Source organism: Wolbachia endosymbiont of Spodoptera picta (assembly GCF_018141665.1).
GTDB lineage: Bacteria > Pseudomonadota > Alphaproteobacteria > Rickettsiales > Anaplasmataceae > Wolbachia.
In genome coordinates this window covers 179,136-205,971 of sequence record NZ_CP067976.1, presented here as the reverse complement: position 1 = coordinate 205,971, position 26,836 = coordinate 179,136, and the positions used below count along the sequence as shown (strand labels likewise).

Sequence of the window (26,836 nt, the reverse complement as noted above, 5' to 3'; positions counted from 1 at the left end):
AAAGTATTTTTAATATGAGGTTTATATGACTAGTAAAGATCAGAATAAAAAGACTAATGTTAATCACAAGAAAATATTTGGTGCTCTTGAAAGCGTTGATATAGAGCAGTCTAAATTTGTGAGTAAAATTAATAGCCAGAAGGAGATAAAACTGGAAGATACAATGCCTTTCCCTAGCAGAAACGTTCAAATCAACTATGGAAAAGGACTTGATTATATATATGGCACAAAACCTGTAAGTGATCAAGAAGATAAAAATCCATTTGCCTCAGCTTTGCAAAAAATAAAGCCAAATACAGAGAAGCTGAGCTGGTTTAAGAGTTCTATAGTAGAGGCAAAAAACGTAAATGAATTGCACAAAGTTATAGACAAAGTACTAGCTTCTGGAGCAAGGCTAAATGCATGTAATGATGGAGAATGGAGCTTCAATTATTACTGCTCACCATATGAGAAAACCAAAAGGAGAAAAACCTATACTAACTGTTGAGCAAGCAAGAGATGCAATTAGAGGTACCTCTGCCCTTGTTAATGGTGTTAGATGTTCATATGCTTTTTGGCCAATAGAAGATACAGCTAAGCAAGAAATCTTTAGGTCAATGGGTGAGACTCCAAGACAAAATGCTTTATTTTCCGGGGCAGTTGTTAAAGCAAATGGGTTAGCTGATCGCACTGTACGTACTTACCTAAGAAATCAAGAAACAGGACTACTAGAAGATATAACGGCACAATTAAAAGTTAAAGACATTAGTGATAAAAGTCTTAAGATATACCTTATCAATGCAATTAAACGATCTGCTATTGCAGGACATCCATTTACTCATACAGGAAGCACAGGAGTATATAAACAACGGCATAGGCTACCTGAAATCTTTCACAGTATGGGAAGAGATAGATTAGAACGTGTGGTGCAGGAGCTTTTACAGGCAAAACAATTAGTAAAAGGAATGTCTAAAGGTTCAAGAGAAGATAAGTGGCTTGACGTTATAACAGGACCATTTGCTTGTGGTATAGGAAAATTCACTCCTGGAGCTGAAGATTTTAGCTGTAGACAAAGCTTATAAGTCTCTATCTTTATTTACAAATCCCTCATACAGGTTTAAAATACTATAAATAGGGATTCTAAAATATACTATCAGTTTTCTTAATATATTATCAAATTATTTATCATTATATGATACAACTTACAGCATATTTATAGTAAGGTGTTAATCATGAAAGAGGCAAAGAAGAATCCAGTAGTTAGATTAAAGGCTACAGCTAAAGAATTCAATTTTAGTAAATTAAGAACAAATCAAGATAATAAATTAGCGAATTCCGGTGAAACAATGTTCTTAGATTTTCAAAGGATGAATTTTATTATTAACGGAAAAGAAATAGATAAAAATTTTATTATTGCATTTAAGGAAGGAGCTAAGTACCGCAGAAGCGAACTTTTTAATAGTGATGATATATATAATGACGAAATATTTAACAAAAAAGGAACAAGAGAAATAGATACGGATCATGGCAAAGCATTTGTTGCTTCAGTACTTAAAGATATTGAGAAAGAGCTTGTACAAGATGCATTTGGCGAGTTGTGGAAGGATCATTGCGAAAATCCTGAAACTGCTGATAATCAAAAAACTGATTCATATAAGAAAGAATTTGAAGAATTTTACAATGCTGGTCAAGAGTATACCGATCTACTACCTATAGAGAGAGATGAAAACAAGGATTACCGTTCCTTTGCAAAAAAAGTTTTCAAAAAAATGTTTAGATACGCTGGGGCAGAAGTTCCAAGTAATGCTATTTTAGAAGAGCTAGTCACCAATTGTAATCAAGCTGGGTATGAGGCTGCTCCATTTATACAAACCCAACTTGCACTTGGACAGTCGTTCATAGTAGAAAATCCTAAAAAAGTAATAAACATTGATTGTGCTAACCAAAATAATGTAAGAATTAGATCTAACATGAAGCTACCAATACTTTCTGTCAAAGATCATATGCATGGAGATAAAATATGTAATCTGTCCAGTTCATTGGAATTTATAATTGAATCTTGTGATGGTGAAGACTTTGTAACATACAGAGATGGTAAATTATCACTTACTATTCCTAAAGAGTTGGAAAACTATAAAGATAATGGCAAGACCTTGTTTGACATTATTAAAGAATATTTTCAGAAATTCTGTGCAGAATTAGGGTTTAAATATGAGACAAAAATACAAATAGAACATGTCTTAGGTACTTAAATTAAAGTAAGTAACCATTTAGATGGTACGATATCAACCACAGGATCAGATGCAAATGAAGAGTTCATCAATCTTTTAAGGAAAAATCTCAGAGGGAGGTTATTGGGATCAGGAGTTACTCTAGGGGGTGAAGATGTTGATGATATTATTGAAGTCAGAGTATCTGCAGTTATGGATCTATTAAGTGATTATGCTAAATTGGAAGATAATAAAGAAAATAGAGAGTTATTAATAAGTGAAGTAGCAGATAATTTAGGGCTTTTCTTTCAAGGTAAAATAGCACCAGAAGTATTGAAAGAGTTTGATGATAAAATAATAAAGTTGATGAATAGCGAAGGTATAGAAAGTAATATAGATCAACATGTAATGGAATTAGAATCTTTACCTTTTTTGATAAAAGGTGAGGTTGATCATAATCAAGTCCAGTGTGTTGTAAATATTTTTACCAATTTAATTATTGAAGGGAAAAGAGAAATATGCGAAAAAAAGGTGCGATTAATGCAATTGATGCAATTCATAAGAAGGTAGATAAGGCAATTATTGAACAAGAAAAACAAGCAACCAATAAACAAGATATAGAAAATGATAAATGGACAGATAGAATCAAAAAACAGAGATTATCTATGGAACCACATGAACATTTACATTAAAAACACTGGTATGCTCTTTAAATATCTTAGAGTTTAATCTATTTTTTTATTCAATCTACTTAATCAAAAATATTAACTTTGGAGCCAGAAACTACAACCTATTATAAGCTATGATTTCAATTAAAAAGGGATAAGACATCAAATGGTTGAATTACATTCCTGATTCCTGGGTTATTCACTAAACAGTTAGAAATCAAGGAAGCTAAAACCTGCATAAAACCTAGACTTTTTGACCTACATTCCTAAAAGCATTCCTAGTAACTACATACTTAAAGTGAGCTAATATGGCTGATTTTACCATTCCTAAAACCCTTATATATTATATATATATAATAACAATAGTAATAAATAAAATAAATATATAAACTACAAATAAAAATTATCAAAAAGAAGGAAGATCAAAAAGACCACTGCAAAACATTACTTAGATTTTATGAAAAAGATACAATTTAGAGATAATTGCAATTAGTGCGGTTTTAAAGGGATTTTACGACTTCATGGTACAATTTGATCACTGAGACCTAAGTTGCTCGTGTAGGATAGCTTAAAACTCAATTACGAGGCATTTCTTTTGCTTTAAACTTTTATCTTTGTAAAAGAAACCCTTGCCTAGCTTATCACGTTTTTTATTCGTTGTAAAATATTTTTTCAAAATAATAAACCAGATGAACGGCAAAGAACAGAAGCGACTGCGAGACGGAATGCTTTGTGTTGAAGGCCTTGTTTTCCTTTTCTACCTTACTATAAACTACTGATTAAAGATACAAAAATAAAAAGAAGCAAATACAGTATTTTAAAGCATTTTATGAGTTTAGGTTTGTTGTTTCTATCTTATACTAAAGAGCCTCTATAATACCGCTAAAAACGCGAATAAAAGGCATACAAACTCTATATGAATGTAATCCATTATAAGAGATGAATAAGTTAGAGTTTTGAGATTAACTCAAGTAAATTGCTACAAAAAACGTCCTGTAGACTTAGCAGCACCTAAAGAAAGTATAAAAGGATTGAGACGATAACCATGGTCTTTGCAAGAATATCCTGGCCAGCCAATGTTTTCAATAACGTCGTTACAATTTGCACCAAGCTCTTTGGATAAAATTTCTTTTATTGCTTTAATCATTCTATTTAGTGGCCTTCTAATCTTGTACTCTAAATTGTGAATTTCTGAATTAAAACCCAAGTGCTCTCCTAGTTGATTGATATTAAGGAACTTATATTTTTCTGCTGGCAATCCGCTTTTGAAATCCTGCCAAAACTGAGCTAACAAAACGTGCATAATACCAAGGCGTGCTACTGAATGCTTACTGATAATTTGAATGTTATTTATGTAGATTGAGTTATTTATAATGTGCAAATGTAGTATCTTAGGCTGAGATAGCTCAGTGGATGGAACGAGCAACATTTATTAACTTATTATGTTTAATAAACTTATTATAGTATATTTTCAATAAAAAAGTAGAATTTTTTGGACGAATTTTGAAGTTACCGTGTATATATATTATGTACACACTACAACGTACCTCTAATTTCTAGTAATGTCAATCTTAACACTCGACCTCGGCAAACAAACGGGCTGGGCAATTCTTACAGATGGAGTAATTGAAAGTGGGAGCAAAAGTTTTCATGGTAGCCGTTTCAGTGGAGGTGGAATGTGCTTCTTAAATTTTCGTAATTGGCTTAATTCTTTGAAACATGAGTTCACTGCAGTGTATTTTGAGGAAGTAAGAAGACATCTAGGAACTGATGCAGCCCATTGCTATGGCGGTTTTCTTGCAGTGTTGTCTGCTTGGTGTGAAGAACATCATGTGCCATACAAAGGTGTTAATGTTAAAACTATAAAACGCTTTGTAACAGGCAAAGGTAATGCAAGTAAGAGTGAAGTTATTGAAGCGATACGTGAAAAAGGTTTTGCACCTAGAGATGATAATGAGGCCGATGCTTTGGCATTAATGTTTTACGTTATGAATCTTAGTAAAGATTTTAACATATCAAGAATGCCATAAAAATGGGTCCTTTCGGCCATATTGGAGGGTTTGGTGGGTCAGACCCCAGGCCTTTTCTAGTGTTAGACATATTTTGAATATTAACTTTTTAATTATTAAGATATGAATTTAGCAATCCACTACTATCCTACTCGAAACCTAGTTGAATATGATCGTAATCCTCGTAAAAATGATGACGTAGTAAATAGAATGTGTGCTTCTATTCGGGAATTCGGCTTTCGTATTCCAATAGTTGCAAAAAGCGATGGAACTGTGGTTGATGGTCATTTAAGACTTAAAGCAGCAAGAAAACTTGGTATGGAGAGCATTCCTGTTGTTTTAAGTGATAATCTAAATGAACCACAAACCAAAGCTTTTCGATTACTGGCAAATCAATCAGCTAATTGGGCAAAGTGGGATGATGAGCTTTTGAAAGTAGAAATTCAAGAGTTAGAAGATTTACAGTTTGATCTTAAAATGACTGGATTTGAATTAGAAAAAGTTCAACATTTCCTTGATGATTTAGATAGTGAAAAAGAAGATCTTTCTGACTTAGCTATTGATGACAAAAAAGTAACAAAACCAGGTGATTTATGGATTTTAGGTGATCATCGAATCTATTGTGGTGATAGCTCTGTAGTTGAATCATATAAAGCGCTATTAGATGATAAAATGGCAGATATTACCGTATGTGATCCTCCATATAACGTTGATTATGGTAGCAGCCAAGAGAGAGAAGACAAGATACCGTCTTGCAAGTCAACAAGAGAGAGAAGACAAGATACCGTCTTGCAAGTCAACAAAAAAATTACAAAAATTGTTCAAGCTGTATCATAAAATTAAAAAATACTTCCAATTCACATTTTGTGTAACGGTACACAGATTATAGTTAGTGAATATGTTGATAAGTAAATTTCCGCTTTTTTGTACGTATAAAATTAATTTACTTATCAACATATTCACTAACCAGTTACAAAATTTGTGTAAGATACTATTTTACATAATTGGAGCGTTTTTTGCTTTTAAAGCACTAAACTTTCAGCCAAACTCCTAGCTCTGTAGTTTTTGATATGATCTGGATCAAAAGCCTTCTTTGACCTTAAAACACCAAAAACAATATGGAGTAACTTACGCATTGCAGCTCCCACAATGGCCATGTTATGCTTGCCTTTCTCTTTTAACCTTTTGCAAAAAGTCATAATAGTAGGATTATGATTCTTAGCTACTATGGCAGGAAAGTACATTGCCTTACATAATGTTCGTGAACCGGATTTACTTAATCTGGGCTTGGCATGTACAGACGTACCTGACGTTATATTTCGTGGTATAGCTCCAGCATATGCTGCCAATTGCCTGGCATCCTTGAAAGCTTTTATGTTAGGAACTTCAGCCAAAATAGCTACTGCTGATTCTTCTCCTATTCCTGGAATGGTCAATAGAAGTTGAAAATTTTCCAACAATTCTTTGTGTTTATTTAATAGTTCACGTAAGGAGTTTTTTATTCTTTCTATTTTTTGTTTTATGTTCATTGCAAGGTCTTCCCAAGCATTTGCAACTTCTTTAGGCAGTCTCTCTTTTTTTTCTAAGTGGTTATTTACTAATGTCAATTCATCTTTTAACGCAGCCGAGCAACGATAAAGATGCTTTAATTTCTTTAACTCAGGAGAAGGTGGTGCCCAACGAATAGGTTCCTGTCTTTGGCAATAATCGGCAATTATCTCTGCATCAGTCTGATCATTCTTTTGTCGTATAAGCTTACTTTTTGCATAAAATCTTATACAAGCTGGATTAACAACACTCACAAAATGTCCAGTATTGTGTAGAAATTCAGCTAAGGCTTCACTATAACAACCAGTAGCTTCCATGCAGGCTTTTACTTGTTCTACATTATGCTTTTGTAGAAAGCTCAGTAAACCTTGAAACCCATGATCATTATTCTTGAAACTCCTTTTCCTGGTTTCACGTTTTCCTTTGTTGCTTATGAATGAAAGAGAAACATCAAAGCGATCTTTTGATATGTCTATACCCAAAAAGTTGTTGATCATATGTAACTCCATACGTTACTATTAAAATGAAAAGTAAGGCTAACCTTGTGGATACAGAATTATAACCATTTAGGTCTTTCTACGATACCGTTCAGCCTATACTTTTGAGAAGGGAACTCTTGTCTACCACACAGATTTTATATCTAAGGAGATATTCAAAGTTCTTCCCTTCTCCACCTAATGCTTAAGCTTAAAACATCAGATGCTTTTGACAAGATACAAGAGGATATTGTGGAGATAATTCAATATTATATTCAAAAAGAATATGATAGGAGTGTAGATGGTGCAAGCATAGTTGAAGCTCTTGTTCTAGATAAATATTCACAGAAAATACATGGTAAAGTGGCACAGTATGGAAAGAGGAGTTATAATATCATAGATCTGTATGAAAATATTGGAATTGTAACGGGGAAAGAAGACTCTCTTATCTATTATGAAAAAAGAGATAAATCTAGTCAGTATGGTTATCGTCGTCTTTTTATATGTGAGAAGTTGAGAAAAGTGTATGATGAAGTAAAAACTACAAGTACGGAATTTGAGGATTACGTATATACTTTGGATCAACAAAGCTTTGTAAACACTGTGGAAGAGGTGTTCTCTATTGTTAATGAAGAGATTCAAATACCAAGTAGAGGAAAATGGAATAATCTTGTCGAACAGGTTAGATCACACATTGAGAAAGAAGCAGAGTCTTTATTTAAGGAAATTAAGTTTCTTCATAGAAAAAGAAAAACAAGCCTACTCTGTCGTCAAGAATCTTTAATCACAGCAGAAAAAAGAAAGCCCATTAGTGCTCGAGATACGGCAGCAAGCATAAAGCGGCTAAAAAAATCTGAAAAAAATCTTGAATATATGTCTTTAGTAAAAGACAGTCTAGTAAAGTTACAAGATTTAGCTTATTATTCTAAGGTAGAAAAAATATTTAAAAGCCATACTGAGGAAATTTTTCAAGAGTATAAGAAATCCTTTGAATTACATTATAATGACACAAAAAAAACTGATGGATTTCAGCTTAGTATAAAGGGAATTAATCAATCTTTCTTTTCTATAAAAAGATTTAAATCTAAATTGAAGAAACAGAAGCTTAAAGATGTGTGTCCCGCAGTAGATGACTTTACAGGAAGGCAAGAGCAAGTAAAAAGGATATGTCAAGAACTGCAAAAGGAAAAAGGAGCAGTGGTAGTAATAACTGGTAAATATGGCATGGGCAAAACTCAACTGGCTAGAAAGTGTGCTGAGGAAAGTAGAGAAAGTTATAGCCATATCTATGAGATAGAAGACAGTAACATGTTACCTATAGAGAGGCGTTTTTCTTCTTTAACCAAAAGGAAGTTAGGTATATATATGGAAGAAAAAAAATCACTAATAGGAAGTAAAAAATGTCTAATTATTTGTCATAATGCTAAAAGAGAAGACATAGAAGAGGTTCTAGAGGTAGAGGATCGAGTAGGTTTTGATTTTTTATTCACTTTTCCTGATCAGCCTTGTAAAGGCGTAGTAGAAGTCGCTTTGGATGCTTTTGAAGAAGATCAAGCTGTACAACTTACTAAAAGAATTTTAGGAATAGTAGATAAATCACAAGACGAACAAATAAAAGTATTTGTAAAAAGGCTTGAAGGTTTTCCATTAGCTATAAAGCTAGCAGCAGCTTATATTAGAAATAGTAAGTTAAGTAATTCAAAAGAAGCATTTGGAATTCATGAATATTTAATAAAATATGAAGATCTTGATCAGGTAATTCCAAAAAATAATAAGCAGGACAAATATGATAGGGTTTTATTAGTAACAACAGGCATTTCCATGGAGGTAATGGAAAAGAAAAATGGTGGAGTACTTTTTAGGTGTTTGAAAGTTATGGCTCATTTGGGTAATAGCTACATTGACCCTGATATGTTTTTAGTTTTGGTTGAACTAGAGTCTACTTTCAAATTGATGGAAAATTATTCTCTGCTTGATATAGAAATGATAGGCAGAAAAAAAATGTATGTTATACATGAATCGATAAAAGAAGCCATACGTTCGCAAATCGCTGAAGATCAAAAGGAGGATATACTGCTAACTGCTGTGGAAATATTTGAAGATGAATTTAGCAATTTGTTGGAAAAAACTGATACTTTGCATCTTATAGCCTTAGTCGATTACCTTGGAAACTATAACACTTTTAAAGAAGAAGAGCCTTTTGTGATTAGATCTATCACACGTTTACATTTAGAGGGCGAGTATAAGGAAGTTGTCAGGCTTTCAACAAGAATATTGCCGATTATTGAATCTTCAACGGAAAATTCTTTAAAAATTAGATATTTACGTGCCCTTGCGTTAGTTGCATTAGAAGATTGTTCAGGGTTAAAAGAGCTTTTTGAACTCAGAAAAAGCAGCTACAGGGGTTATTTTGAGCAAATGCTTCTAGATCATTTTATAGTTATTACTTACACCATAGAGGAGAAGTATGATTGTGCATTAGATTATTTACGAAGTTGTGCTTCTCTACTTTCTGTCAGTGATAACTTATCAAGTAGATTGGCAACTCTATCAATTGATTTGGCTAGAGTATTTGTAATGAAGGAAGAGTATCTATGTGCATTTACAGTATTGTACTACGTTGAACATTTTAAAGTAGAATTTAATTCTACGGGAAAAGATAATTTCTATCAAGATTTTTTTAAAAACCATGACTTATTGTATTTTTCATACCTCAAATACACCCGGATCTTAGGAAAACTTTATAGCATTCAAGATGAAAAATACTTCTATCTTACAACAACATCGCCACATATCAACTTACATAAATTGAATTCATCGATTTTACAAGAATGTTTATTTGATATTCTAAAATACCAAAAGCAAAGTCCTTTCATACTTAGAAGTCCTTTTATTGAAAAAATGATAAGTATGAAAGATAAAAGAAATCTATTAGATGAAGTGTTAACGGAGTTCAACAACTTGATTAGCTCAGGTGAGTTGTATGAAAGCAATCATATAGGTTTTTATAAAAATCTTATACAATTATCTGTTGGGTATGCCTATCTTGGAAAAAAAGGGGCATCACAAGAACTTAAAAACATGCAAGAGTTACAGGAGAGAAGAATAGGGTTAAATCATCTTGGTACTACACAAAAAATGTCTACTGAAAGTGAAAGAAAAAAATGTTTAGAAAAGGAAATAGAGAAAAAATCATTTCTTCCACAATCCAAAGTAGTTGATTTTGCTGTTGGTAATACTTTATATGAAGATAGTGTAAATCTATATTGTAGAAACAGTATAAGCTTTTTACACTATGTTGTCACTGCTAGCTCAGATATTATTGAATACCTTACAGATAAATGGGCTAATATGAATCTAAAATTCAGTAGTCTCTTAAATATTATTCCTAGCCTTTTAGAGCGAGGAGCTTGCATAAATCTACAAGATAAGCGTGGTAGGGGGGTTCTGCACTATGCTGTTATTGCTGGTCACCTAAATATTGTTAAATACTTTGTAGAAAAAGGAGCTAATGTAAATCTACAGGATAGAAATGGTGTTAGTCCTCTACAATACGCTGTTATCGCTGGTCGCTTAGATATTATTGAATACCTTTTAGAGCAAGGGGCTACTATGAATCTAGAATACAAAGATCTTTTGCGTTATTGTATTGCTATTCATGACCAAAATATTAAAGCGCAATCAATTATGTCCTCAGGCCCTTGTTCTTCAGACTTAAAAGTGCAATCACATAGAAAACAACAGAAGACAACTATACATTTAGGTAAGTCTAAGAAAAGAAGATTAGAAAATACAAGTGCAATATCTAATGAAAATACGCCGAATATACAACTGCTTCAAGATAACGTATCAGACACATCAATGCAATTTGAAGATCTTGATCATAGAATGCAAGGTGACATTTGTAATAAGTTAGAGGAAAAAGTTAATAGTCAATTGGAAAATAGTGACTCACAGCAGTTAGTTGACAATAGGTACTGGTGCATGCAATAAAATGAAGGAGCATAAGTGATAAGGTATCCGTACCTTCATTTAACAGAATGGCGCTAGATCAACACATTCCAAGAAAAACACTTCTCACGTCTCTTGATTTTGAGCGCTGGAAATGGTTATTTTGTTGTCCCAAACTTGGGACAACAAAATAGCCTAAAGATACAATATCTATAAAAGTTACTTGTATTATCGATTTCATTTACCTTTGCAAGTTCTAGCAATCCCAACTTTGGTTTTAGTATTTTTTCTTGTGTTGTATTCATATCTGACACTCCTTTAAAACTTGTTTATATTTTTATCTTACTTTGTTTGCTTGTCAGATCAAATCTAAACTATTATACCCCCCCAAAGCCAAAAATACATTTTTCTTTATATGCATAAGAGGGACGACTGTGAAAACTAATATTGATGAGCCGTGTGCGGGAAATCTGCAAGCACGGTTCTTTAGGGGGAGTTGTAGTAATAAAACTCAAACGAGAGGAGTAAAGCTACAGCTTCTACCGAACAAGTTGCCTTGCAAGGAAAAAGTCTTTTTCCTCCCGATCTTGGAGTTGCTTTGCAAGCAAGAAATCCTATTATTCTTATGTTTGTTTTGCTAAGACTTTATTCTTATTAAGCAGTGGTTAATAATGAGCATGGCTTTTATTATAGAATGCCCCCTATAGAAGTATATAGACTATGAAGACTTATCTTACAGGTTGTGGTACTTGTTGTTGATAAAATGTTTTTTCTACACGTGCTTCTTCCACACTGCACCTTCTTGATAAGACTGGCTCCTCAAGGCATTTTATACGTTGCTGTACATCATTAATGCACTGCCCTATAACATCACCAATTTTTCCATCAGCATTTTTTGCCAAGAACTCATCAAACCTCTTCTCAACCTCTGCTCTCTCAGAGATATCCTTTGAAAGGTTACAATACTCCAAAATTTCATCTAATTGAAGTTCTTTTGCTAATTGAAAGTCTTCTTGCTCTTGAATTTCCTTAGTTATAACCCTAGCTCTAGAGTAATGGTTTCCACCCAGGTATATTACTTCCTTCTTCTTATTGCCCCATAATTCATCTTTCCTTACATACTCAGGATTTATCATGTTTGGTTCTGGTTTATATATTGTCATACCTTCCTGACCCTCAAAATATGCTTCGATTTCAGTATTAGATAAAGAAGCTAAAATAGGGATTTCACCGTGAAAAACAAAATACCCTTGTTTTTGTATTGCTTTGAGATAAGTCTGATAGAAGTCTTTTTGACCAATAACTGAATCTAATATTCTGTCGTTATTAATTATATATTCCTCTTTATATTTTTCTTTAGTAAGCGTGGTGTCAAGTCTATATGCACAAGACTCAAGCTCTTCCTCTACCCTATTATACAATGTTTTCTCATTTTCTTTCTTTAGTAAATCTTCAATACTAAGTAAATCTCTTTGCTGCACATTATGCTCATTATATGCATTGGTAGCTTGCTTTATTACTTCATATATTTCATTACAAAATTTTTCATCTTCAGAAAACTTTTCTATAATGTTATTTTTTAAAGCTTTCGTTCTTTCAACACTTTCATTTATTATATCGTCAACTTTTTTATTTATTTCCTCAATGAGCTCTTTTATCTCTTTTGGTACATTAAGCACTTCCCCAGTGTTACTCAATAGATCTACAAAGAATGTTCTCAAGTGTTGCTTAAGAGCATTTGGCATTTTCGGATCATTCAATGATTTAAACTGATTTAAAAATTCGCGCCACTCTTTACGCATTGCTTGAGCTTTGTCAGTTTTGTATACATTAGAACTATTTTCACCAAACACGGCATGGAAAAAGCAATTGCCATCTCCTGCAGTATCATACTTAGCTACTTGACTGCTAGAAAGTTTTTGTTCCACATCACTAACGGACTGCCCTACAACATCACTAAGTTTACCTTCATAGAAATCGTTAGGGTAAGAATTACTATTTAAAGGAGTTATTTCTTGCCCAAAGCTCTTGAACCTTTTCGGACTTTCAACACCGTGAAGACCACTTGATGATTTCCGTTTCCTAGGTACATTCATTTGCCCTAATATCCTGGGCCTTTCTATTCCAACCTCAACATCATGAAAGTCACTTGGTAGTTTCCGTTTCTTAGCTGTAGTCATAGTTTTTACTTTAATTTAAGTTATATACCAACAAAATTGTAACTAATTAAGTATAGCAGAAATTTTTAAATTATGCAATAATTATTGCTTTAAATAACAAATATGAGCTTTAACTGTGGCATAGTTGGACTGCCAAATATAGGAAAATCAACCTTATTTAATGCACTTACAGAGTCAAGTGCAGCCGAAGCTGCAAACTATCCTTTCTGTACAATCGAGCCAAATGTTGGCAAAGTGCCAATACGAGATCAGCGTTTGAAACAAATTGCCGCGATTGCTCACTCAGGGAAAATAATCTACAATCAACTGGAAGTTGTCGATATTGCCGGCTTGGTTAAGGGTGCGAGCAAGGGTGAAGGACTAGGAAATAAATTTTTGAGTCATATCAGAGAAGTTGATGCCATTGTTCATCTGCTCAGGTGCTTTACGGATGACGATATCAGCCATGTAAACAGTAAAATAGATCCAATATCAGATGCTGAAATAGTGGAAATGGAGTTAATTCTAGCTGATATTGATAGCATAGAAAAAAGGCTTCCTCAATTGGAAAAGAAAGCAAAGCAAGGTGATAAAGAGCTAAAGAGACAACTTGAATTAATGCAAGAGGTATTAGCTACTTTAAAATTAGGTAAACCGGCAAGAAGCTTGGAGAATATCGATGAAGATGAGATGAAGTTGCTTCAATTGCTAACAACAAAGCCTGTTATGTATGTATGCAATATTGAAGATACGAATATCATAACTGGTAATGAACTATCTAAAAGGGTAGAAAAAATGGCGGAAGAAAATAAAAGCAAATTTTATTGTATTTCAGCGAAACTTGAAGCAGATATTGCAAATCTTGATAGTGAAGCGGAAAAACAGAATTTTTTATCAGAATTTGGCTTACAAGAATCAGGACTTGATGGAGTAGCACGTATTATGTATGGAGTGCTAAGTATGATAACTTTTTTTACTGTGGGCCCCAAAGAAGCACGTGCATGGCCAATAAAGATAGGATCAACAGCTGACAAAGCAGCAGGTGTAATTCACACTGATTTTGAAAAGGGCTTTATAAAAGCAGAAACCATAAGCTTTGAAGACTATATAAAATATGGAAGCGAATTAGCTTGCAAAGATGCAGGGAAAATTCGCTTCGAAGGCAGAGATTATATCGTGCAAGATGGCGATATAATGCACTTTAGGTTTAATGTCTAATTAGTCTAGCACCTTCCTGATGTAGCCCGTGAATTTTTATATTCTCTTCTCTCTTCTTCCTCTATCTCCTCTTCAGATAAAGGAGAGAAAGAGAACTGCCCTATCTCCAGATTATCAAGTTTAGTTCCAGGAGTTTCATCACATCTCTTTATTATCTCTTCCTGTGATTGTACATCTTGCTCCAGATATCCTTCTAAAAATTCATGTAAAGCTTTACCTTCTATAAGCACATCTTCGCTTTGCTCAGCTAATTTCAAAATTTCGTCTAGTTCAACATCTTTACCATTAATAGTTGCCTGACCAATCTCAATTTCACTAGGATTTACATTTAAACTAATAAAGCAGTTAACAGAATTACCTTTCTCATCTTCTGCACTCCACCTAATTTTCATATCGCATGTTGCATCTTTTGCAAAGCGGTAATTTCTTTTTCCATTATCATTCTTCTCAACCGTTGCTATTCTTTTATCGTTACTGTATATTTCTACTATCTTTACCTCATTTTTATTTCTTTCCATCCCTTCAATTTTGTCAGTGAAAAGACGGCTGATTTCTAAGCTACACCCAGGCTTAGAAATATTAATACTAAGATGATCATAATGATTAAGAGAACGTTTTGCATATGCGCATGGCACATAACATCCATCAAAAAAGGCAACTGCACTATCAGTTTTGAGAAATTCCTGTCCGTTACTCATCCCTTCTTCGACTCGAAGAAGATATCTACCCAACCTCTTTTTAAAATTCTTTCGCTTGTCTTCAGGAATAGACTTTTCATTCAATATACTTATTATTTCTTTTTGCTTACTTAATACCACATAATTAAAAAGGAAAATGTTCTTATTCCATCGATAATAATTCGCTATTTTGTCAAATGGATCTGCAGGCCAGCCTTTATTATAATTTACGTTATCCTTATCATCTTTACACAAATTATCCTTAAGGCCAAAATTCAATTTTCTAAAATCTGATAATACTTCTTCTACCCTATCTTCAAAAAATTGAAGTTTATTTTGAAATTCTTTCCCATAATTCATTTTCTCATTTATTTTAAGAAGATATTCACTAAATTTCTTCCTAAAATTTTCTTGATCTTTGTGGGCAAGCCTCTGATCTAATATATCTGTTATGTATTTTCGCTTATTCAATATTACGTAGTTAAAAAGGTCACTTTTTTTCCTCCTTTCATAATCTTCTGCTATTTCGTTAAAACACTCATTACTGTTCTTAAAATCCAATTTTTCGAAGTCTTGGAGCACGTTTTTTACATCATCCTCACTAAATTGAAGATTTGTTTGAGGAGACGCGTCAGTTCTACTTTGATCATCAAGTTGAGGATTTTTTTAGTAGATTGGACTAATAAACTTTCTGTGCTGTTAGAGAAAGAATGATTATTTTCTTCAGATTGAGAACTTTTCTTTTTAGACGTATTAGTAAAAAAATTAGTTAGTGAACTAAACATTAAGCACCTCTTAGTATTACTATTTAACTATAACTTAATGCCAAATGTTGTAAAGCTAAAATTAATATGTAAATTCATTTTTTTAAGACAATTATAAGTATCTTCCTTCTATAAAAATTTTATAATCAGCATATGACAAATGTTTAAGATATTGATTTTGTTTGTATTTTTATTACTTTACCAGGCAATATTATTAATGAATTAGTCAGACAAATATCTTGGCCAAACTTTACTCCATCCACAAACTCTCCATTTGTTACTCCAGTTGCAATGAATACTGATTCACTTCTTGCCATGTCTTTCACGGTGTAGATTTTTTCTGGGTCAGTGATATTCAAATTTTTTGCTCTTTCTTTTAATTGATCCGTGTCAAATATTAATCTTCCTTCTATCTGCCCACCGATTGAGCTTAGCGCTGCTGCTGCAAGCACTCCTTCTGGAGCTCCTCCTGTGCCGATATACATATCGTGATTGCCATTTATTAGCGAAACTATGGCTGCAACATCACCATCATCTATTAATTTCACTTTTGCTCCTAGCTTCCTAATTTTTGCTATTAATTCATCATGTCTTTCACGTTTAAGTACAGTTACTATAAGATCACTTGCTTTACATCTTTTTGCCTTGGCTAAATTGTCCAGATTCTTCTCAATCCTATTTTTTAGTGAGACTACACCCTCTGGGAGATTTTTTCCCACTGCTATCTTTTCCATATAAACATCAGGTGCATGTAAAAAATTACCTTTTTTTGTTGCAGCAAGAACAGACATTGCCCCTTGTTTATAATGAGCGCAAATCGTAGTGCCTTCAAGTGGATCAGCAGCGATGTCAATCTCAGGGCCACTTCCTGTGCCAACTTTTTCTCCGATATATAGCATCGGTGCTTCGTCCCTCTCCCCTTCCCCAATCACAATTGTACCATTTATTTCCATTGAGTTTAGCACCGTACGCATTGCATCAACTGCAACCTGATCGGCCTTTTTTTCATTACCAAGGCCTGCCAATTTATATGCAGCAAGTGCTGCAGCTTCGGTTACTTTCACTAACTTATAGGCTAAATCTTCTATCATTTGCTCGAGAATCATAAATCAATATATATCATGCCATTTGATACTGCAAGATTACTTGACTGAATAATGAAAAAGTTGATATAATAAGCGTATAGCAATAATAGTAAGATTTGAATATGATCGGTAATTTAACTTATGAAGATGTAAAGAAATTTGTAACTGATAATCCTAATATAGCTGCTCAGGAATTTGGTGAGAAGCTAAAACAAAGTGGGCCAACAGATGCAAAGATTTGTGATTTGTTTATGGATATTCTTCGCTCAGGGAAAAGCAGTATTTTAAATGATTATGATACATTTCTAAAAATTGTTGAATTGCTCGCAAAGTCAAATATTAAAATTGATATTAGAGATACTACTTCTAAAACTGTATTAGATTACGCTGTGTCAGGTGAAAAACCTAACGTTATAAAGATATTTTTGGATAGCGATAAATTTGATCAAGAAAGAAAATCGAATGCTTTGTTGACCGCCGTTAATGAAGGTAAAGTTCAAGAGTTTGAGATATTTTTAGATTACATAGATCATACGAAAATACTAGAGGTTCTTAACACAGCTCCTCACAATGAGAGCACTGAAGTTATGAAGATACTCTTGAATAACAAAAGATTTACTGGAGAAGAGAAAGTTCAGGCTTTGAGTAATGCCTCTGTAGATGGCGACCTACCAAAAGTTAAGTTACTTTTAAAGTATATGATAGGTATACCAGAAGATGGTATAAGAAATCTTCTAAAAATAATTGAAGAAGGGAAATTATCACTCAGAGAACAACTTCAAATAGATTCTGAGTTTAAAGTCGACTTCAGCAATTCTGATCACAATAAATATCTCTCAAGCTGTGTAATAATTGCACTGCTTAGATCAGCAATAAACAAAAAAGAGAAGCAAAACACACCTGATGGAGCAGAGTCCAATGTCAGTAATACAAGCACTGGTCTCACGCTAAATAATGATGACATTAGGAATCTGTGTCTTGATATAGATAGGGTTACAAAACAGGATAGCACAGTTACTAGTTTTGAAGATTTGCAAAAAAGGTTAAGAAGGAAGGGAATTAATCTTCAGAGCAAATGTGAAAAAAATGCTGTGCTAGAATATGCAATTAAAGATCAAAATTTGAACGTTATAAAATTTCTCTTACAAAATGGAATGACCATCATCAATGCAATCGGTCAAGAAGGAAGGTATTACGTTAGCAAAATTGAAGGAGACAAACCTATATTATGCTTTGTTTTCTCTTACACTGATGATGACAATGCTGAGATTCTGAGCACGTTACTGCAAAGTGTTAATGCAGAGCAATCAAAACTAGATCCTGAAAGTGAATTGTACAGATTATATCAACAGTTAAAGGATGATGCATTCTGCACTGCTTCTTCAAAAAAGAATTCTGTGGCAGCAACAGCACTGATACAAAATGATCGAGAAATAATTGTGCCGCATGGATCAGCAACAAATAAGGAACAAGAAACATTCCACATAGAAACAAATAGTGTATCCAATAGTAATAGAAATGTTATTAGTAGACCTGTAGCAACAGTGCTCCCTGTTAGTACTAATGGTAATAATAACAAAAATGAAGCACCTGTATCAACAAGGACTGGCCCAACTGTCACACCAAATAATGATAAGAAAGCTAACGGCTTTGTAGAGGCTCAATTTTCTCCACCACATGAAAAAGAAACTAAATACAAAAAAAGTAAGGAGAGTTTTTACGCCTCATTAAGGAGTGATGTTGTTGGAGTTGTTATTGCAGGATTGTTTGTTGCTGCTGCTGTGATGGTTCCATCTTTAGCTGGTGCATTAGTTTGCAGTGTCCTAGCTATTTTAGTTGTAATAGTAACTGGATTACATGTAAAAAATTCTACACTGCCAAGTTATAGAGCAATGGAAGAAAATAAGGTTGAGCATATAAACCCAAGCATGCAAACGCTGTAAGTTGAGAAACTGGGACTCTAACTCCTAGAACGGTGTTGTAAACCTGTGTTAGTTTCTTCTACTTTATTAAGATTAAGTGGGACTAGTGCGATTCGAACGCACGGCCTTCGGATTAGGAATCCAACGCTCTATCCTACTGAGCTATAGTCCCATGTCTTCTGCTATTTATGCAAAATTATAGCAAAAAGTCTCGCATTTTTCTAGGTACCCTGTACAATTAATTCACAATAATAAAAAATATTTCTGTATTTCTTGAATGTAATACTGTTATATTTAATAATACGATTCCAATTGAAAGATTAATGCTAGTTAACAATATTAGTTACTTTTATAGTAATCAAGATGGCTTTGCTTTAAGCAACATCAACATTCAAGTGAAGAAAGGAAGTGTTGCCTGTTTACTAGGTCATTCTGGCTGTGGCAAGTCAACAATTCTAAAATTAATCGCAGGAATAGAAAATCCAAAATCTGGAACCATTGTTATAAATGATAAATTAGTTGCAAGTAACAAAGTGTCAATTGCTATAGAGCGTAGAAATATCGGATTGATTTTTCAGCATTCTGCATTATTTCCTCATAAAACAGTAATAGAAAATATAACTTTTGCTATTTGCAGTACTTCTAAGAAAGAAAAATACCTTACTGCATTGGAAATCTTAAAGCTATTTAATATAGAAAAATATGAAAACATGTACCCTCATGCTTTATCAGGAGGACAGCAACAATTAGTTGCAATAGCAAGAGTAATGGCGCAAAATCCTGATGTTGTTTTGCTCGATGAACCATTTTCTAATTTAGATATACTGCTCAAATATCGAATAAGGCACCATATATTGTCACTTTTTAGAAGAAAAAATATTCCTGTACTCATGGTAACTCATGATCCGCAAGAAGCGTTGAAAGTTGCAGATTTTATTTACGTGATGAAAAATGGTAAAATTATTCAATCAGGAGTTCCTAGCTACATATACCACAGACCTAAAGATGATACGTTAGCAAAATTTTTTAGTGAGCTTCCTTTTACTCTACAGCTAAACTAAACTTAATGTTAGGCTAAAACTATTATAAGATAATTAAAAACTCTTGATTTATAATTCAATAAAAGTGATATAATTTATGTATCACTTGGCTTCAGTCAAGTTTTAATACCTAAAAATTAATATTTTCAACGGAGGTACAAATGAGTTTAGGTCCATGGCAGCTGTTTCTAGTCTTAATAATAATCTTAGTTCTGTTTGGTGCAGGTAGGTTACCACAAGTTATGGGTGATTTAGGCAAAGGCATTAAAAACCTTAAACAAGAACTTAAGGATTCAGAGAAACTATCATCTAATGAACCAGATCGTTAGCTTCCTTATGTTTCGTGACACGCACTTTAGTGCGTGTCATTTGTTTAAACAAGGCTAAAGAATTGAAGAGGTATGATTGAAGTACAGTAATAATTATGTTAGTTAGAATGTTATTAAAGGTTAATCGTGGAAGAAAGTGAGAAATTGACTGAAGATAAAAAATTGGCCTCTGATATTCTAAAAGAGGTTGCAGATACCAATAACAACGATAGTGATAAAGTAACATTGTTTGATATTAAAACAGCTTTACATGAACGTGGTTTTAGTATTTTAATAATCATCTTCTCTTTACCGCTATCAGTACCTATACCTGTTCCACCTGGCTATACAACCATTCTTTCTATACCTTTAATCTTATTTTCACTGCAGCTTCTATTTGGGTTTGATTCTCCTTGGATGCCTAATTGGCTAGAAAGGAAATCTTTTCAACGTTCAACACTAGCTCTCGTGGTAGAGAAAACTTCACCTACATTAAAAAAAATAGAAAAGTTCATGAAACCAAGAATGTCTTTTATTTTTCTTGGTCCGGGTGAAAAGATTCTAGCTTTTATGATGTTGCTTTGTGCAATAATAATAGCTCTTCCATTACCTTTTACTCACTTCCTTCCTGCAATTGGTATAACTCTTATTTCACTCGGCATTATGGGTAAAGATGGATTTTTATCTACGTTAGGAGTATTAGTTTCATTCTGTGCGTTATTGGTTACCCTTATTGTAATAGTTAAAGGACCAAAACTTATAGCCGGAACACTTTCTCTTCTTAAAAGCCTTATAACTTAAAAGCTTTACAACACTTTAATAAAAGAATGAAGTACAGCATGAAATGAATAATCGATATTGAAATATAGCAATAACTATGTTAGTTAGAATGTTATTAAAGGGTAACTGTGGAAAAAAGTGTGAAATTGACTGAAGATAAAAAATTGGCCTCTGATATTCTAAAAGAGGTTGCAGATACTAATAATAACGATAATGATAAAGTAACATTATTTGATATTAAAACAGCTTTACATGAGCGTGGTTTTGGTATTTTAATAATCATCTTCTCTTTACCGCTATCAGTACCTATACCTGTTCCACCTGGCTATACAACCATTCTTTCTATACCTTTAATCTTATTTTCACTGCAGCTTCTATTTGGGTTTGATTCTCCTTGGATGCCTAATTGGCTAGAAAGGAAATCTTTTCAACGTTCAACACTAGCTCTCGTGGTAGAGAAAACTTCACCTACATTAAAAAAAATAGAAAAGTTCATGAAACCAAGAATGTCTTTCATTTTTCGTGGTCCTGGTGAAAATATTTTAGCATTTATAATGCTGCTTTGTGCATTATCGATAGCAATCCCACTTCCTTTAACTAACTTCATTCCTGCAATTGGTACAACTCTCATTTCACTGGGTATCATGAGCAAAGATGGATTTCTTTCTATAATGGGAGTATTAGTATCATTGTGTGGGTTATTACTTACTCTTGTCGTAATAGTTAAAGGACCACAGCTTATATTTGGAGCATTTTCTTTTCTAAAAAGCTTTGTATATGGTTAAGCTTTACAACACTTTAACAAAAAAAAAAGAGCCCTTTACACCGATCGATAAAGATCATATAAAAATGTACGTTTGTGGGCCAACAGTATATGATACAGCACATATAGGTAATGCACGTTCTATTGTTGTTTACGATGTATTATTTCGACTGCTTAAATTTTGTTATGGAAAAGTTACTTATGTGCGTAATATAACCGACATCGATGACAAGATAATCAATGCAGCAAATGAGAAAAATAGTAATATAGAAAGCATTAGCAAATATTACACTAAAACTTTTCATGAAGACATGGAAAGCATAAATTGTGCAGAACCAACATATGAACCAAAAGCAACGGAAAACATAGATAACATTATCAAGTTAATTGAGTCTTTGCTGCAAGCTGGTCATGCTTATGAATCCAATAAACATGTATATTTTAGTGTAGAATCTTACCCTGAATACGGCGTTTTATCAGGAAAAAAAATTGATGAACTAAACTACGGTAGTAGAGTTGAAGTTGGTGAAAATAAAAAACACCCAGGAGACTTCGTACTTTGGAAACCTGCAAACGAAACTGACTATAAACTTTCAAGTCACTGGAATAGTCCATGGGGAGAGGGAAGACCAGGGTGGCATATAGAATGTTCAGCAATGTCATATGCTTACCTTGGCAAAGATTTTGATATTCACGGTGGCGGTATAGACTTGCAATTTCCTCATCATGAGAATGAAATTGCGCAGAGTAAATCTGCATTTGCTGAGTCAACGTTTGCAAAATATTGGATACACAACGGTTTTCTTACGGTAAATGAAGAGAAAATGAGCAAATCATTATTTAATATAGTCAAAGTAAGGGATTTGCTAGATAGTGGAGTCAGAGGTGAAGTAATACGTTATGTACTGCTCAAAACTCACTATAGAAAACCACTTGATTGGACAGAAAATGTTATCTCTGAGTCGCAAGAAACTTTAAACAAGTTTTATCGGTTATTACGTAGTACATGTATTAAGGAAAGTGATGCAGAAGTCTCTAAAGATTTTATAGAGGCTTTGAAAAACGATTTAAACATTCCTGAAGCTGTAGCCATATTGCATGAAATGGCCACAGAAATCAATAAGACAAGTAATGAATGTGAGAGGCTCAAATTAACTAAGAAGTTTGTTAAAAGCGCAAGGTTCATTGGTCTTCTTGAGTCAAGTTATCAAGAGTGGTTTGCAAGTGGTGTGAGTCATCAAGAAATAGAAAGGTTGATAGACTTAAGAAAAGTAGCAAAACAAAATAAAGATTATGATACTGCAGACAAAATAAGAGAGCAATTGAAACAAATGGGGGTTACAATTTCTGACAACGAAGATGGTACAACAACTTGGTATGGAAAATTATCTCCTATTGTTTATAGATAGCCTAGTATCATCGCTTATCTTACCCATACATCAAGGTTTTGTACTTTACACTATGTTATGCTTTAGGTCAAACTACGATCAACTACTTATATTACTTTTTGGAGTATTAGGATCCAGTCTTGGTGGAATAGCTAACTGGTATTTAGGTAGAATAACAATTTTTATCAGAAGATCACATCACAAATTAGAGAATGAAGACAAAACACCAAAAATTGTAAGGCACCTACTGATTTGTGCAGTTGCATTGCTTTCGTGGGTACCACCACTTGGAAGTGTGACTCAGATTTTATCCGGTTACTTCAAGTTAAACCTTTATATTCTTGTTCCCTTAATTATTTTATCTAACTTCCTCTGTTTGTTGTATCTAACGTTTACCATCTAACTAAACATCAATAAACAACTTTTCTTCTGGTCATATTGAGCTAAATTTCTTCTTCAAACTACCTTTTAAAATGCTTTTATTAGTTTTTGTCATAATACGATCAAATACTCCTAATAACCTCTTAAGTAAGCTTGGGGTTAGCGAAGAGATAGGATTAACAGATACGTTGTTGTTTTTATCATCACCATTTGCTTTGTAGTCTATTGAAATAATCCCCCTACTCTTCCCACCAGTCAGAAGTTTTCCGATTATAGGGATTTTCAACAAAGATTTGTTAATTGAGTATGCCGGTATTACTTGTCCTTCAACCTGGAATTTATAACCCTTAATATCGAGCGTACCACTAGTGCTAATGCCTAGTTCCGCTCCTTCAAGCCAAGATTCTTCAATTTCAACAGTGCCATCTTTATATGAAAAAGGTGCATTACACTTATAAAAATGTACACCTTCGTTCTTTATAGCATTTACAATACCAGGCAGTGAAGACATTGATAATAAAGTGGTAAGCAGTGGAGCATCTTTGATATAGAAATTGCTGATAGATAACATACCATAATGTTCTCCATTTTCTCTCTTAGAAGATAGATAAAGAGATAATTTGCCATTTTTAACTGATTTACCAATACCTAAAGAACGCAAAAGCATACCTGAATTATCCGCGTATATTTCAAGCCCTATTTCACTATGTTCTACTAGTATATTACTGTTATCTTCTAAAAACTGTCCTGTGAATTGACTTCCACTACAATCACCTTTAGCACAAGTTACATTTAGCTTAGCATCTTTTATGATAATTCCTTCTTTCATAATTATATTATCAACATTCATAGTAACTTCTATTTTGTTATTTAATCGATTACTATCTTTGCCAAGTAAACCTAACACATCACTTAAGTTGATTTTCTCACCGTGAATAATTATGACATTTTTCTCCTTACCTGATTCAATTTCTATACTAAAATTATTATCAGGTAATTTAAAGTTGCTAGAATTTAAATATAGATTTCCATTTTCTACTCTTCCGCTAAATTTTATGTCTAGATCATTTCCTACAACATCTAGTTTATCTATTAGTAACTTACCTGCTCCTTTTAGCCTTGTAGAAAATAAAACTTCATTGTGATCTTCAAAATGGTTTTTCCACCCTAAGTAGCTTGAACGCAACTCGAGCTCTGATAAATCTATATTACCATTAACATACCCTGTTTTGTCTTGATACATTACTGACTCTATATTTGCATTGATATAACCATCACCGAAATTAAGTATTTGAGCAGGTAAACCTCCAGTCAAACTCCAGGCAAAATTTTCATTTTTATTGCTACTTTTGAGGTCAAATAGCAGCTGTGTATTATTTACCATACCACTGCCATTTAAATCAATAAAATCTCTGCCGAAATCAAGCTTAATATCATACTTACCAAGACTTTCATTATATACGACCAAATTATCAATTTCAGAATAGAAATTTGCTGAGAAGTCCACTTTTTTACTATCACCATTTAGATTAAAAATACGAAAATTGAATATAGAATTTGCTATTCCACCTACTTTATCTCTTTCAAATTTTACTACATCATCCAGCTTAAATTTTATAGGCTCATATAACCCATAAGCATCACTTACAGCCTGACCATTAATGGTAAGAACAGAATCTTCTTTATTGAGAGAGTTCATTTCAATATGACCACTATTGATAGTAAAATTCTGAAACTTAGCTCTATTTACAATAATTTTGAGATTGTTATCCTTGAGAGTTAACTCACCGTTCAAGTTCTCTACTCGTTCAAAATCCTCATCAAATTGAACGCTGCCATTTTCTATATCAGCAACAATTACAATACCTGACAGATCATCATTTATTAAACTATCGATTTTACCGTTAAAACTTATAATTGTATTTATAATATTCCCATCAATATTATTACAATACCACTTTCTAAATTCATTGTTCACTAGACCATCTGGTACATAAGTACATAAATCTTTTGCAACAAGTTTACTAATATTAACTCTAAGCAAAGCATGATTTGTGCCAAAGTTCATTTTGCCAATCAAAGAAAGGTAAGTATCATTTAACTTAAAATGAAAGTTTTTTACGCTAATGATTTCATCACTATATGTCAAATTTACATTTACATTAGTCAAGGCTAAGTTTTTACCTGAGTGACTCTCTGTATTTAACACGTATATGTTTCCATCCATAACTTCATCCTTTCCATTAATTCTCATTGAGAAGTTCCCTTTGAACCCTATTTCTTTGTCCAAATTGTAACTTTTAACTAGTGTGGAAAACTCGTTAAATAGCCCCAACTTTAGGTTATAAAATGTTCCATACAAATTTAACAAATTATTGCGATTTTTTATCATAATAGATAAATCATCTAGAATCCCCTTTTTATCTTTTGTATGAACACGAATATCCAAAACATTAAAATTTTCCTCCTTTCCTACATATACTTTATCAATGAAGAATTCACCTTCCATATTTCTATTGATAGCAATGTTAGTAATTTCAATCCTTGAGTCTGCATTTAAGTAGAAAAAAATTTTTCTTATTGTCTTCAGCAGATTTTTTGTACTACTCATCTTATCTGTCATTACAGATGTTGTTATTCCTCTGGTCTCTTCCTTTTTGATATATATGTGTACATTACCAGCTAAAACCTGAGAGAACTTTTTGGAACTTAACTTAAAGTGTACGAAAAGCTCAGGAACTTCTATGGTAAAGTCAGGATTTGTTATTTTTAAATCTGTAATGACTAGCTTGCCATCTTTCTGCCAAATAACCGAGGTACTCTCCATGCTGACATCCGAATTGGTAAATATCTTTAATATTTTTTTCTTTATATAAAAATTAATATAACTAATATTGATTTCTAAAGGACCTTCCCCTTTAAAAGGGATAAAGAAGCAGAATATAAATAATAAAATTATAGAAAATGATAGAGCTATTTTTTTAAGCATCGATTATTGCTTTTCTTGCTAAGCTGTCGGCTTCTTCATTGTATTTATCACCATTATGCGCTTTCACCCACTTCCAGTTAATCTCATGTTGCAAAGCAACATCGTCTAATTCTTTCCATAATTCTATATTTTTTACTGACTTCTTATTACTTGTCTTCCAGCCGTTCATTTTCCACTTATTTATCCATTCTGTTATACCGTATTTAATATAGAGGCTATCCGTATACAAACTGATATTACAAGGAAATTTTAATACCTTCAGTCCATTGATCACTGCTGTTAACTCCATTTTATTATTTGTAGTATTTTCTTCTCCACCACAGATGTTCTTTCTATGATTTTGAAATAATATGATTGCTGCCCATCCTCCTGTCCCTGGGTTACCAGAGCATGCTCCATCTGTGTATATTGTCACTTCCTTTTTCTTCATCTTTAACTGTAGTGAATTAATAAAGTATATCGTTGCTTCTATAAAATCACAATTTTTATAGATATAGAGGCAATTTAAGCTGCACCTTTAA

21 protein-coding genes, 1 tRNA gene and 3 pseudogenes are annotated in these 26,836 nt (G+C 33.0%); 16 read left to right on the top strand and 9 right to left on the bottom strand.

The genetic code is table 11. From position 1 onward, the window contains the following. Positions 1-25: 25 nt before the first annotated feature. From JKF54_RS00885 to JKF54_RS06215, 5 genes and pseudogenes are all read left to right on the top strand, one after another. Positions 26-469, top strand: a pseudogene (locus JKF54_RS00885) (hypothetical protein); the annotation flags it as partial. Next, positions 420-1,061: pseudogene (locus JKF54_RS00880) on the top strand (P-loop NTPase family protein); the annotation flags it as partial. The pseudogenes JKF54_RS00885 and JKF54_RS00880, both read left to right, overlap by 50 nt. Before the next feature lie 150 nt (positions 1,062-1,211). Then, a complete protein-coding gene (locus tag JKF54_RS06225; RefSeq protein ID WP_246433202.1) occupies positions 1,212-2,231 on the top strand; it encodes a hypothetical protein in 1,020 nt (339 codons plus the stop codon). A gap of 102 nt (positions 2,232-2,333) precedes the next feature. Next, the gene (locus JKF54_RS06220) at positions 2,334-2,759 is read left to right on the top strand and encodes a hypothetical protein (RefSeq protein WP_246433201.1); all 426 of its coding nucleotides are present in this window, start codon (positions 2,334-2,336) and stop codon (positions 2,757-2,759) included. Beyond that, the gene (locus JKF54_RS06215; RefSeq protein ID WP_246433200.1) at positions 2,708-2,881 is read left to right on the top strand and encodes a hypothetical protein; all 174 of its coding nucleotides are present in this window, start codon (positions 2,708-2,710) and stop codon (positions 2,879-2,881) included. The genes JKF54_RS06220 and JKF54_RS06215 overlap by 52 nt, the downstream gene beginning before the upstream one ends. A 955-nt stretch (positions 2,882-3,836) precedes the next feature. On the opposite strand, the gene JKF54_RS00870 is transcribed toward JKF54_RS06215, so the two are convergent. Continuing rightward, positions 3,837-4,286, bottom strand: a complete 450-nt coding sequence (locus JKF54_RS00870; RefSeq protein WP_211908246.1) for a hypothetical protein — start codon at positions 4,284-4,286, stop codon at positions 3,837-3,839. A 133-nt stretch (positions 4,287-4,419) separates the two neighbouring features. Here JKF54_RS00870 and JKF54_RS00865 point away from each other — a divergent pair, with 133 nt between their 5' ends. Together JKF54_RS00865 and JKF54_RS00860 are read left to right on the top strand one after the other, a co-directional pair. Further along, on the top strand, positions 4,420-4,887 hold the full coding sequence (locus JKF54_RS00865; RefSeq protein ID WP_211908244.1) for a crossover junction endodeoxyribonuclease RuvC: 468 nt from the start codon (positions 4,420-4,422) through the stop codon (positions 4,885-4,887). A 102-nt stretch (positions 4,888-4,989) separates the two neighbouring features. Further along, a pseudogene (locus JKF54_RS00860) lies at positions 4,990-5,610 on the top strand (ParB N-terminal domain-containing protein); the annotation flags it as partial. A 278-nt stretch (positions 5,611-5,888) separates the two neighbouring features. Here JKF54_RS00860 and JKF54_RS00855 read toward each other — a convergent pair. Beyond that, positions 5,889-6,911, bottom strand: a complete 1,023-nt coding sequence (locus tag JKF54_RS00855) for an IS110 family RNA-guided transposase (RefSeq protein WP_070357039.1) — start codon at positions 6,909-6,911, stop codon at positions 5,889-5,891. Between the two features lie 180 nt (positions 6,912-7,091). On the opposite strand from JKF54_RS00855, the gene JKF54_RS00850 reads away from it, so the two are divergent. Further along, entirely contained in the window at positions 7,092-10,883 is a 3,792-nt protein-coding gene (locus JKF54_RS00850) for an ankyrin repeat domain-containing protein (protein WP_246433199.1), read from the top strand. A gap of 116 nt (positions 10,884-10,999) precedes the next feature. Here JKF54_RS00850 and JKF54_RS00845 read toward each other — a convergent pair whose 3' ends face one another. Further along, positions 11,000-11,146, bottom strand: a complete 147-nt coding sequence (locus JKF54_RS00845; RefSeq protein WP_211908242.1) for a hypothetical protein — start codon at positions 11,144-11,146, stop codon at positions 11,000-11,002. Between the two features lie 423 nt (positions 11,147-11,569). Then, complete coding sequence (locus JKF54_RS06210) at positions 11,570-13,021, bottom strand: hypothetical protein (protein ID WP_246433198.1); 1,452 nt, start codon at positions 13,019-13,021, stop codon at positions 11,570-11,572. A 102-nt stretch (positions 13,022-13,123) separates the two neighbouring features. Here JKF54_RS06210 and ychF point away from each other — a divergent pair, with 102 nt between their 5' ends. Next, complete coding sequence (gene ychF, locus JKF54_RS00835; protein ID WP_211908240.1) at positions 13,124-14,218, top strand: redox-regulated ATPase YchF; 1,095 nt, start codon at positions 13,124-13,126, stop codon at positions 14,216-14,218. A gap of 5 nt (positions 14,219-14,223) precedes the next feature. Here ychF and JKF54_RS00830 read toward each other — a convergent pair whose 3' ends face one another. Both JKF54_RS00830 and glpX read right to left on the bottom strand, forming a co-directional pair. Then, positions 14,224-15,477 carry a hypothetical protein gene (locus JKF54_RS00830; protein WP_246433197.1) on the bottom strand — a complete coding sequence of 418 codons (1,254 nt, stop codon included), beginning with the start codon at positions 15,475-15,477 and terminating at the stop codon, positions 14,224-14,226. Positions 15,478-15,823: 346 nt separating this feature from the next. Then, complete coding sequence (glpX, locus tag JKF54_RS00825) at positions 15,824-16,747, bottom strand: class II fructose-bisphosphatase (protein WP_211908692.1); 924 nt, start codon at positions 16,745-16,747, stop codon at positions 15,824-15,826. 119 nt (positions 16,748-16,866) lie between these two features. Between glpX and JKF54_RS00820 the strand changes: the two genes are divergently transcribed. Beyond that, positions 16,867-18,687 (top strand): ankyrin repeat domain-containing protein, encoded by a 1,821-nt coding sequence (locus JKF54_RS00820; RefSeq protein WP_211908238.1) that lies wholly within the window; start codon positions 16,867-16,869, stop codon positions 18,685-18,687. A 77-nt stretch (positions 18,688-18,764) separates the two neighbouring features. Here the strand turns inward: JKF54_RS00820 and JKF54_RS00815 are convergent. After that, positions 18,765-18,838 (bottom strand) — tRNA-Arg (locus JKF54_RS00815). Between the two features lie 151 nt (positions 18,839-18,989). On the opposite strand from JKF54_RS00815, the gene JKF54_RS00810 reads away from it, so the two are divergent. The 6 genes from JKF54_RS00810 to JKF54_RS06715 all read left to right on the top strand — a co-directional run bounded on the left by JKF54_RS00810 (position 18,990) and on the right by JKF54_RS06715 (position 23,348). Then, positions 18,990-19,727, top strand: coding sequence for an ABC transporter ATP-binding protein (locus JKF54_RS00810; protein ID WP_211908236.1), 738 nt, complete (start codon positions 18,990-18,992; stop codon positions 19,725-19,727). Between the two features lie 140 nt (positions 19,728-19,867). Next, positions 19,868-20,035: a twin-arginine translocase TatA gene (tatA, locus tag JKF54_RS00805; RefSeq protein ID WP_006013840.1), complete on the top strand. Its 168-nt coding sequence runs from the start codon at positions 19,868-19,870 to the stop codon at positions 20,033-20,035. 126 nt (positions 20,036-20,161) lie between these two features. Then, positions 20,162-20,815, top strand: coding sequence for an exopolysaccharide biosynthesis protein (locus JKF54_RS00800; RefSeq protein ID WP_211908234.1), 654 nt, complete (start codon positions 20,162-20,164; stop codon positions 20,813-20,815). 107 nt (positions 20,816-20,922) lie between these two features. Beyond that, positions 20,923-21,579 carry an exopolysaccharide biosynthesis protein gene (locus tag JKF54_RS00795; protein ID WP_007302767.1) on the top strand — a complete coding sequence of 219 codons (657 nt, stop codon included), beginning with the start codon at positions 20,923-20,925 and terminating at the stop codon, positions 21,577-21,579. After that, positions 21,572-22,966: a cysteine--tRNA ligase gene (cysS, locus tag JKF54_RS00790; protein ID WP_211908232.1), complete on the top strand. Its 1,395-nt coding sequence runs from the start codon at positions 21,572-21,574 to the stop codon at positions 22,964-22,966. The genes JKF54_RS00795 and cysS overlap by 8 nt, the downstream gene beginning before the upstream one ends. Next, entirely contained in the window at positions 22,935-23,348 is a 414-nt protein-coding gene (locus JKF54_RS06715; RefSeq protein ID WP_319606902.1) for a YqaA family protein, read from the top strand. The genes cysS and JKF54_RS06715 overlap by 32 nt, the downstream gene beginning before the upstream one ends. Before the next feature lie 30 nt (positions 23,349-23,378). Here the strand turns inward: JKF54_RS06715 and JKF54_RS00785 are convergent, their stop codons facing one another. Further along, positions 23,379-26,315: a YhdP family protein gene (locus JKF54_RS00785; RefSeq protein WP_211908230.1), complete on the bottom strand. Its 2,937-nt coding sequence runs from the start codon at positions 26,313-26,315 to the stop codon at positions 23,379-23,381. Further along, complete coding sequence (rnhA, locus tag JKF54_RS00780; protein WP_211908228.1) at positions 26,308-26,745, bottom strand: ribonuclease HI; 438 nt, start codon at positions 26,743-26,745, stop codon at positions 26,308-26,310. Before rnhA ends, JKF54_RS00785 begins: the two co-directional genes overlap by 8 nt. Positions 26,746-26,836: the final 91 nt, after the last annotated feature.

Bases quoted from the DNA above. Each gene is read 5' to 3' on its own strand.
- JKF54_RS06225 (WP_246433202.1), top strand. From the start codon at position 1,212: ATGAAAGAGGCAAAGAAGAATCCAGTAGTTAGATTAAAGGCTACAGCT.
- JKF54_RS06215 (WP_246433200.1), top strand. From the start codon at position 2,708: ATGCGAAAAAAAGGTGCGATTAATGCAATTGATGCAATTCATAAGAAG.
- JKF54_RS00870 (WP_211908246.1), bottom strand. From the start codon at position 4,286: ATGTTGCTCGTTCCATCCACTGAGCTATCTCAGCCTAAGATACTACAT.
- JKF54_RS00865 (WP_211908244.1), top strand. From the start codon at position 4,420: ATGTCAATCTTAACACTCGACCTCGGCAAACAAACGGGCTGGGCAATT.
- JKF54_RS00855 (WP_070357039.1), bottom strand. From the start codon at position 6,911: ATGATCAACAACTTTTTGGGTATAGACATATCAAAAGATCGCTTTGAT.
- JKF54_RS00850 (WP_246433199.1), top strand. From the start codon at position 7,092: ATGCTTAAGCTTAAAACATCAGATGCTTTTGACAAGATACAAGAGGAT.
- JKF54_RS00845 (WP_211908242.1), bottom strand. From the start codon at position 11,146: ATGAATACAACACAAGAAAAAATACTAAAACCAAAGTTGGGATTGCTA.
- JKF54_RS06210 (WP_246433198.1), bottom strand. From the start codon at position 13,021: ATGACTACAGCTAAGAAACGGAAACTACCAAGTGACTTTCATGATGTT.
- ychF (WP_211908240.1), top strand. From the start codon at position 13,124: ATGAGCTTTAACTGTGGCATAGTTGGACTGCCAAATATAGGAAAATCA.
- JKF54_RS00820 (WP_211908238.1), top strand. From the start codon at position 16,867: ATGATCGGTAATTTAACTTATGAAGATGTAAAGAAATTTGTAACTGAT.
- JKF54_RS00810 (WP_211908236.1), top strand. From the start codon at position 18,990: ATGCTAGTTAACAATATTAGTTACTTTTATAGTAATCAAGATGGCTTT.
- tatA (WP_006013840.1), top strand. From the start codon at position 19,868: ATGAGTTTAGGTCCATGGCAGCTGTTTCTAGTCTTAATAATAATCTTA.
- cysS (WP_211908232.1), top strand. From the start codon at position 21,572: ATGGTTAAGCTTTACAACACTTTAACAAAAAAAAAAGAGCCCTTTACA.
- JKF54_RS06715 (WP_319606902.1), top strand. From the start codon at position 22,935: ATGGAAAATTATCTCCTATTGTTTATAGATAGCCTAGTATCATCGCTT.
- JKF54_RS00785 (WP_211908230.1), bottom strand. From the start codon at position 26,315: ATGCTTAAAAAAATAGCTCTATCATTTTCTATAATTTTATTATTTATA.
- rnhA (WP_211908228.1), bottom strand. From the start codon at position 26,745: ATGAAGAAAAAGGAAGTGACAATATACACAGATGGAGCATGCTCTGGT.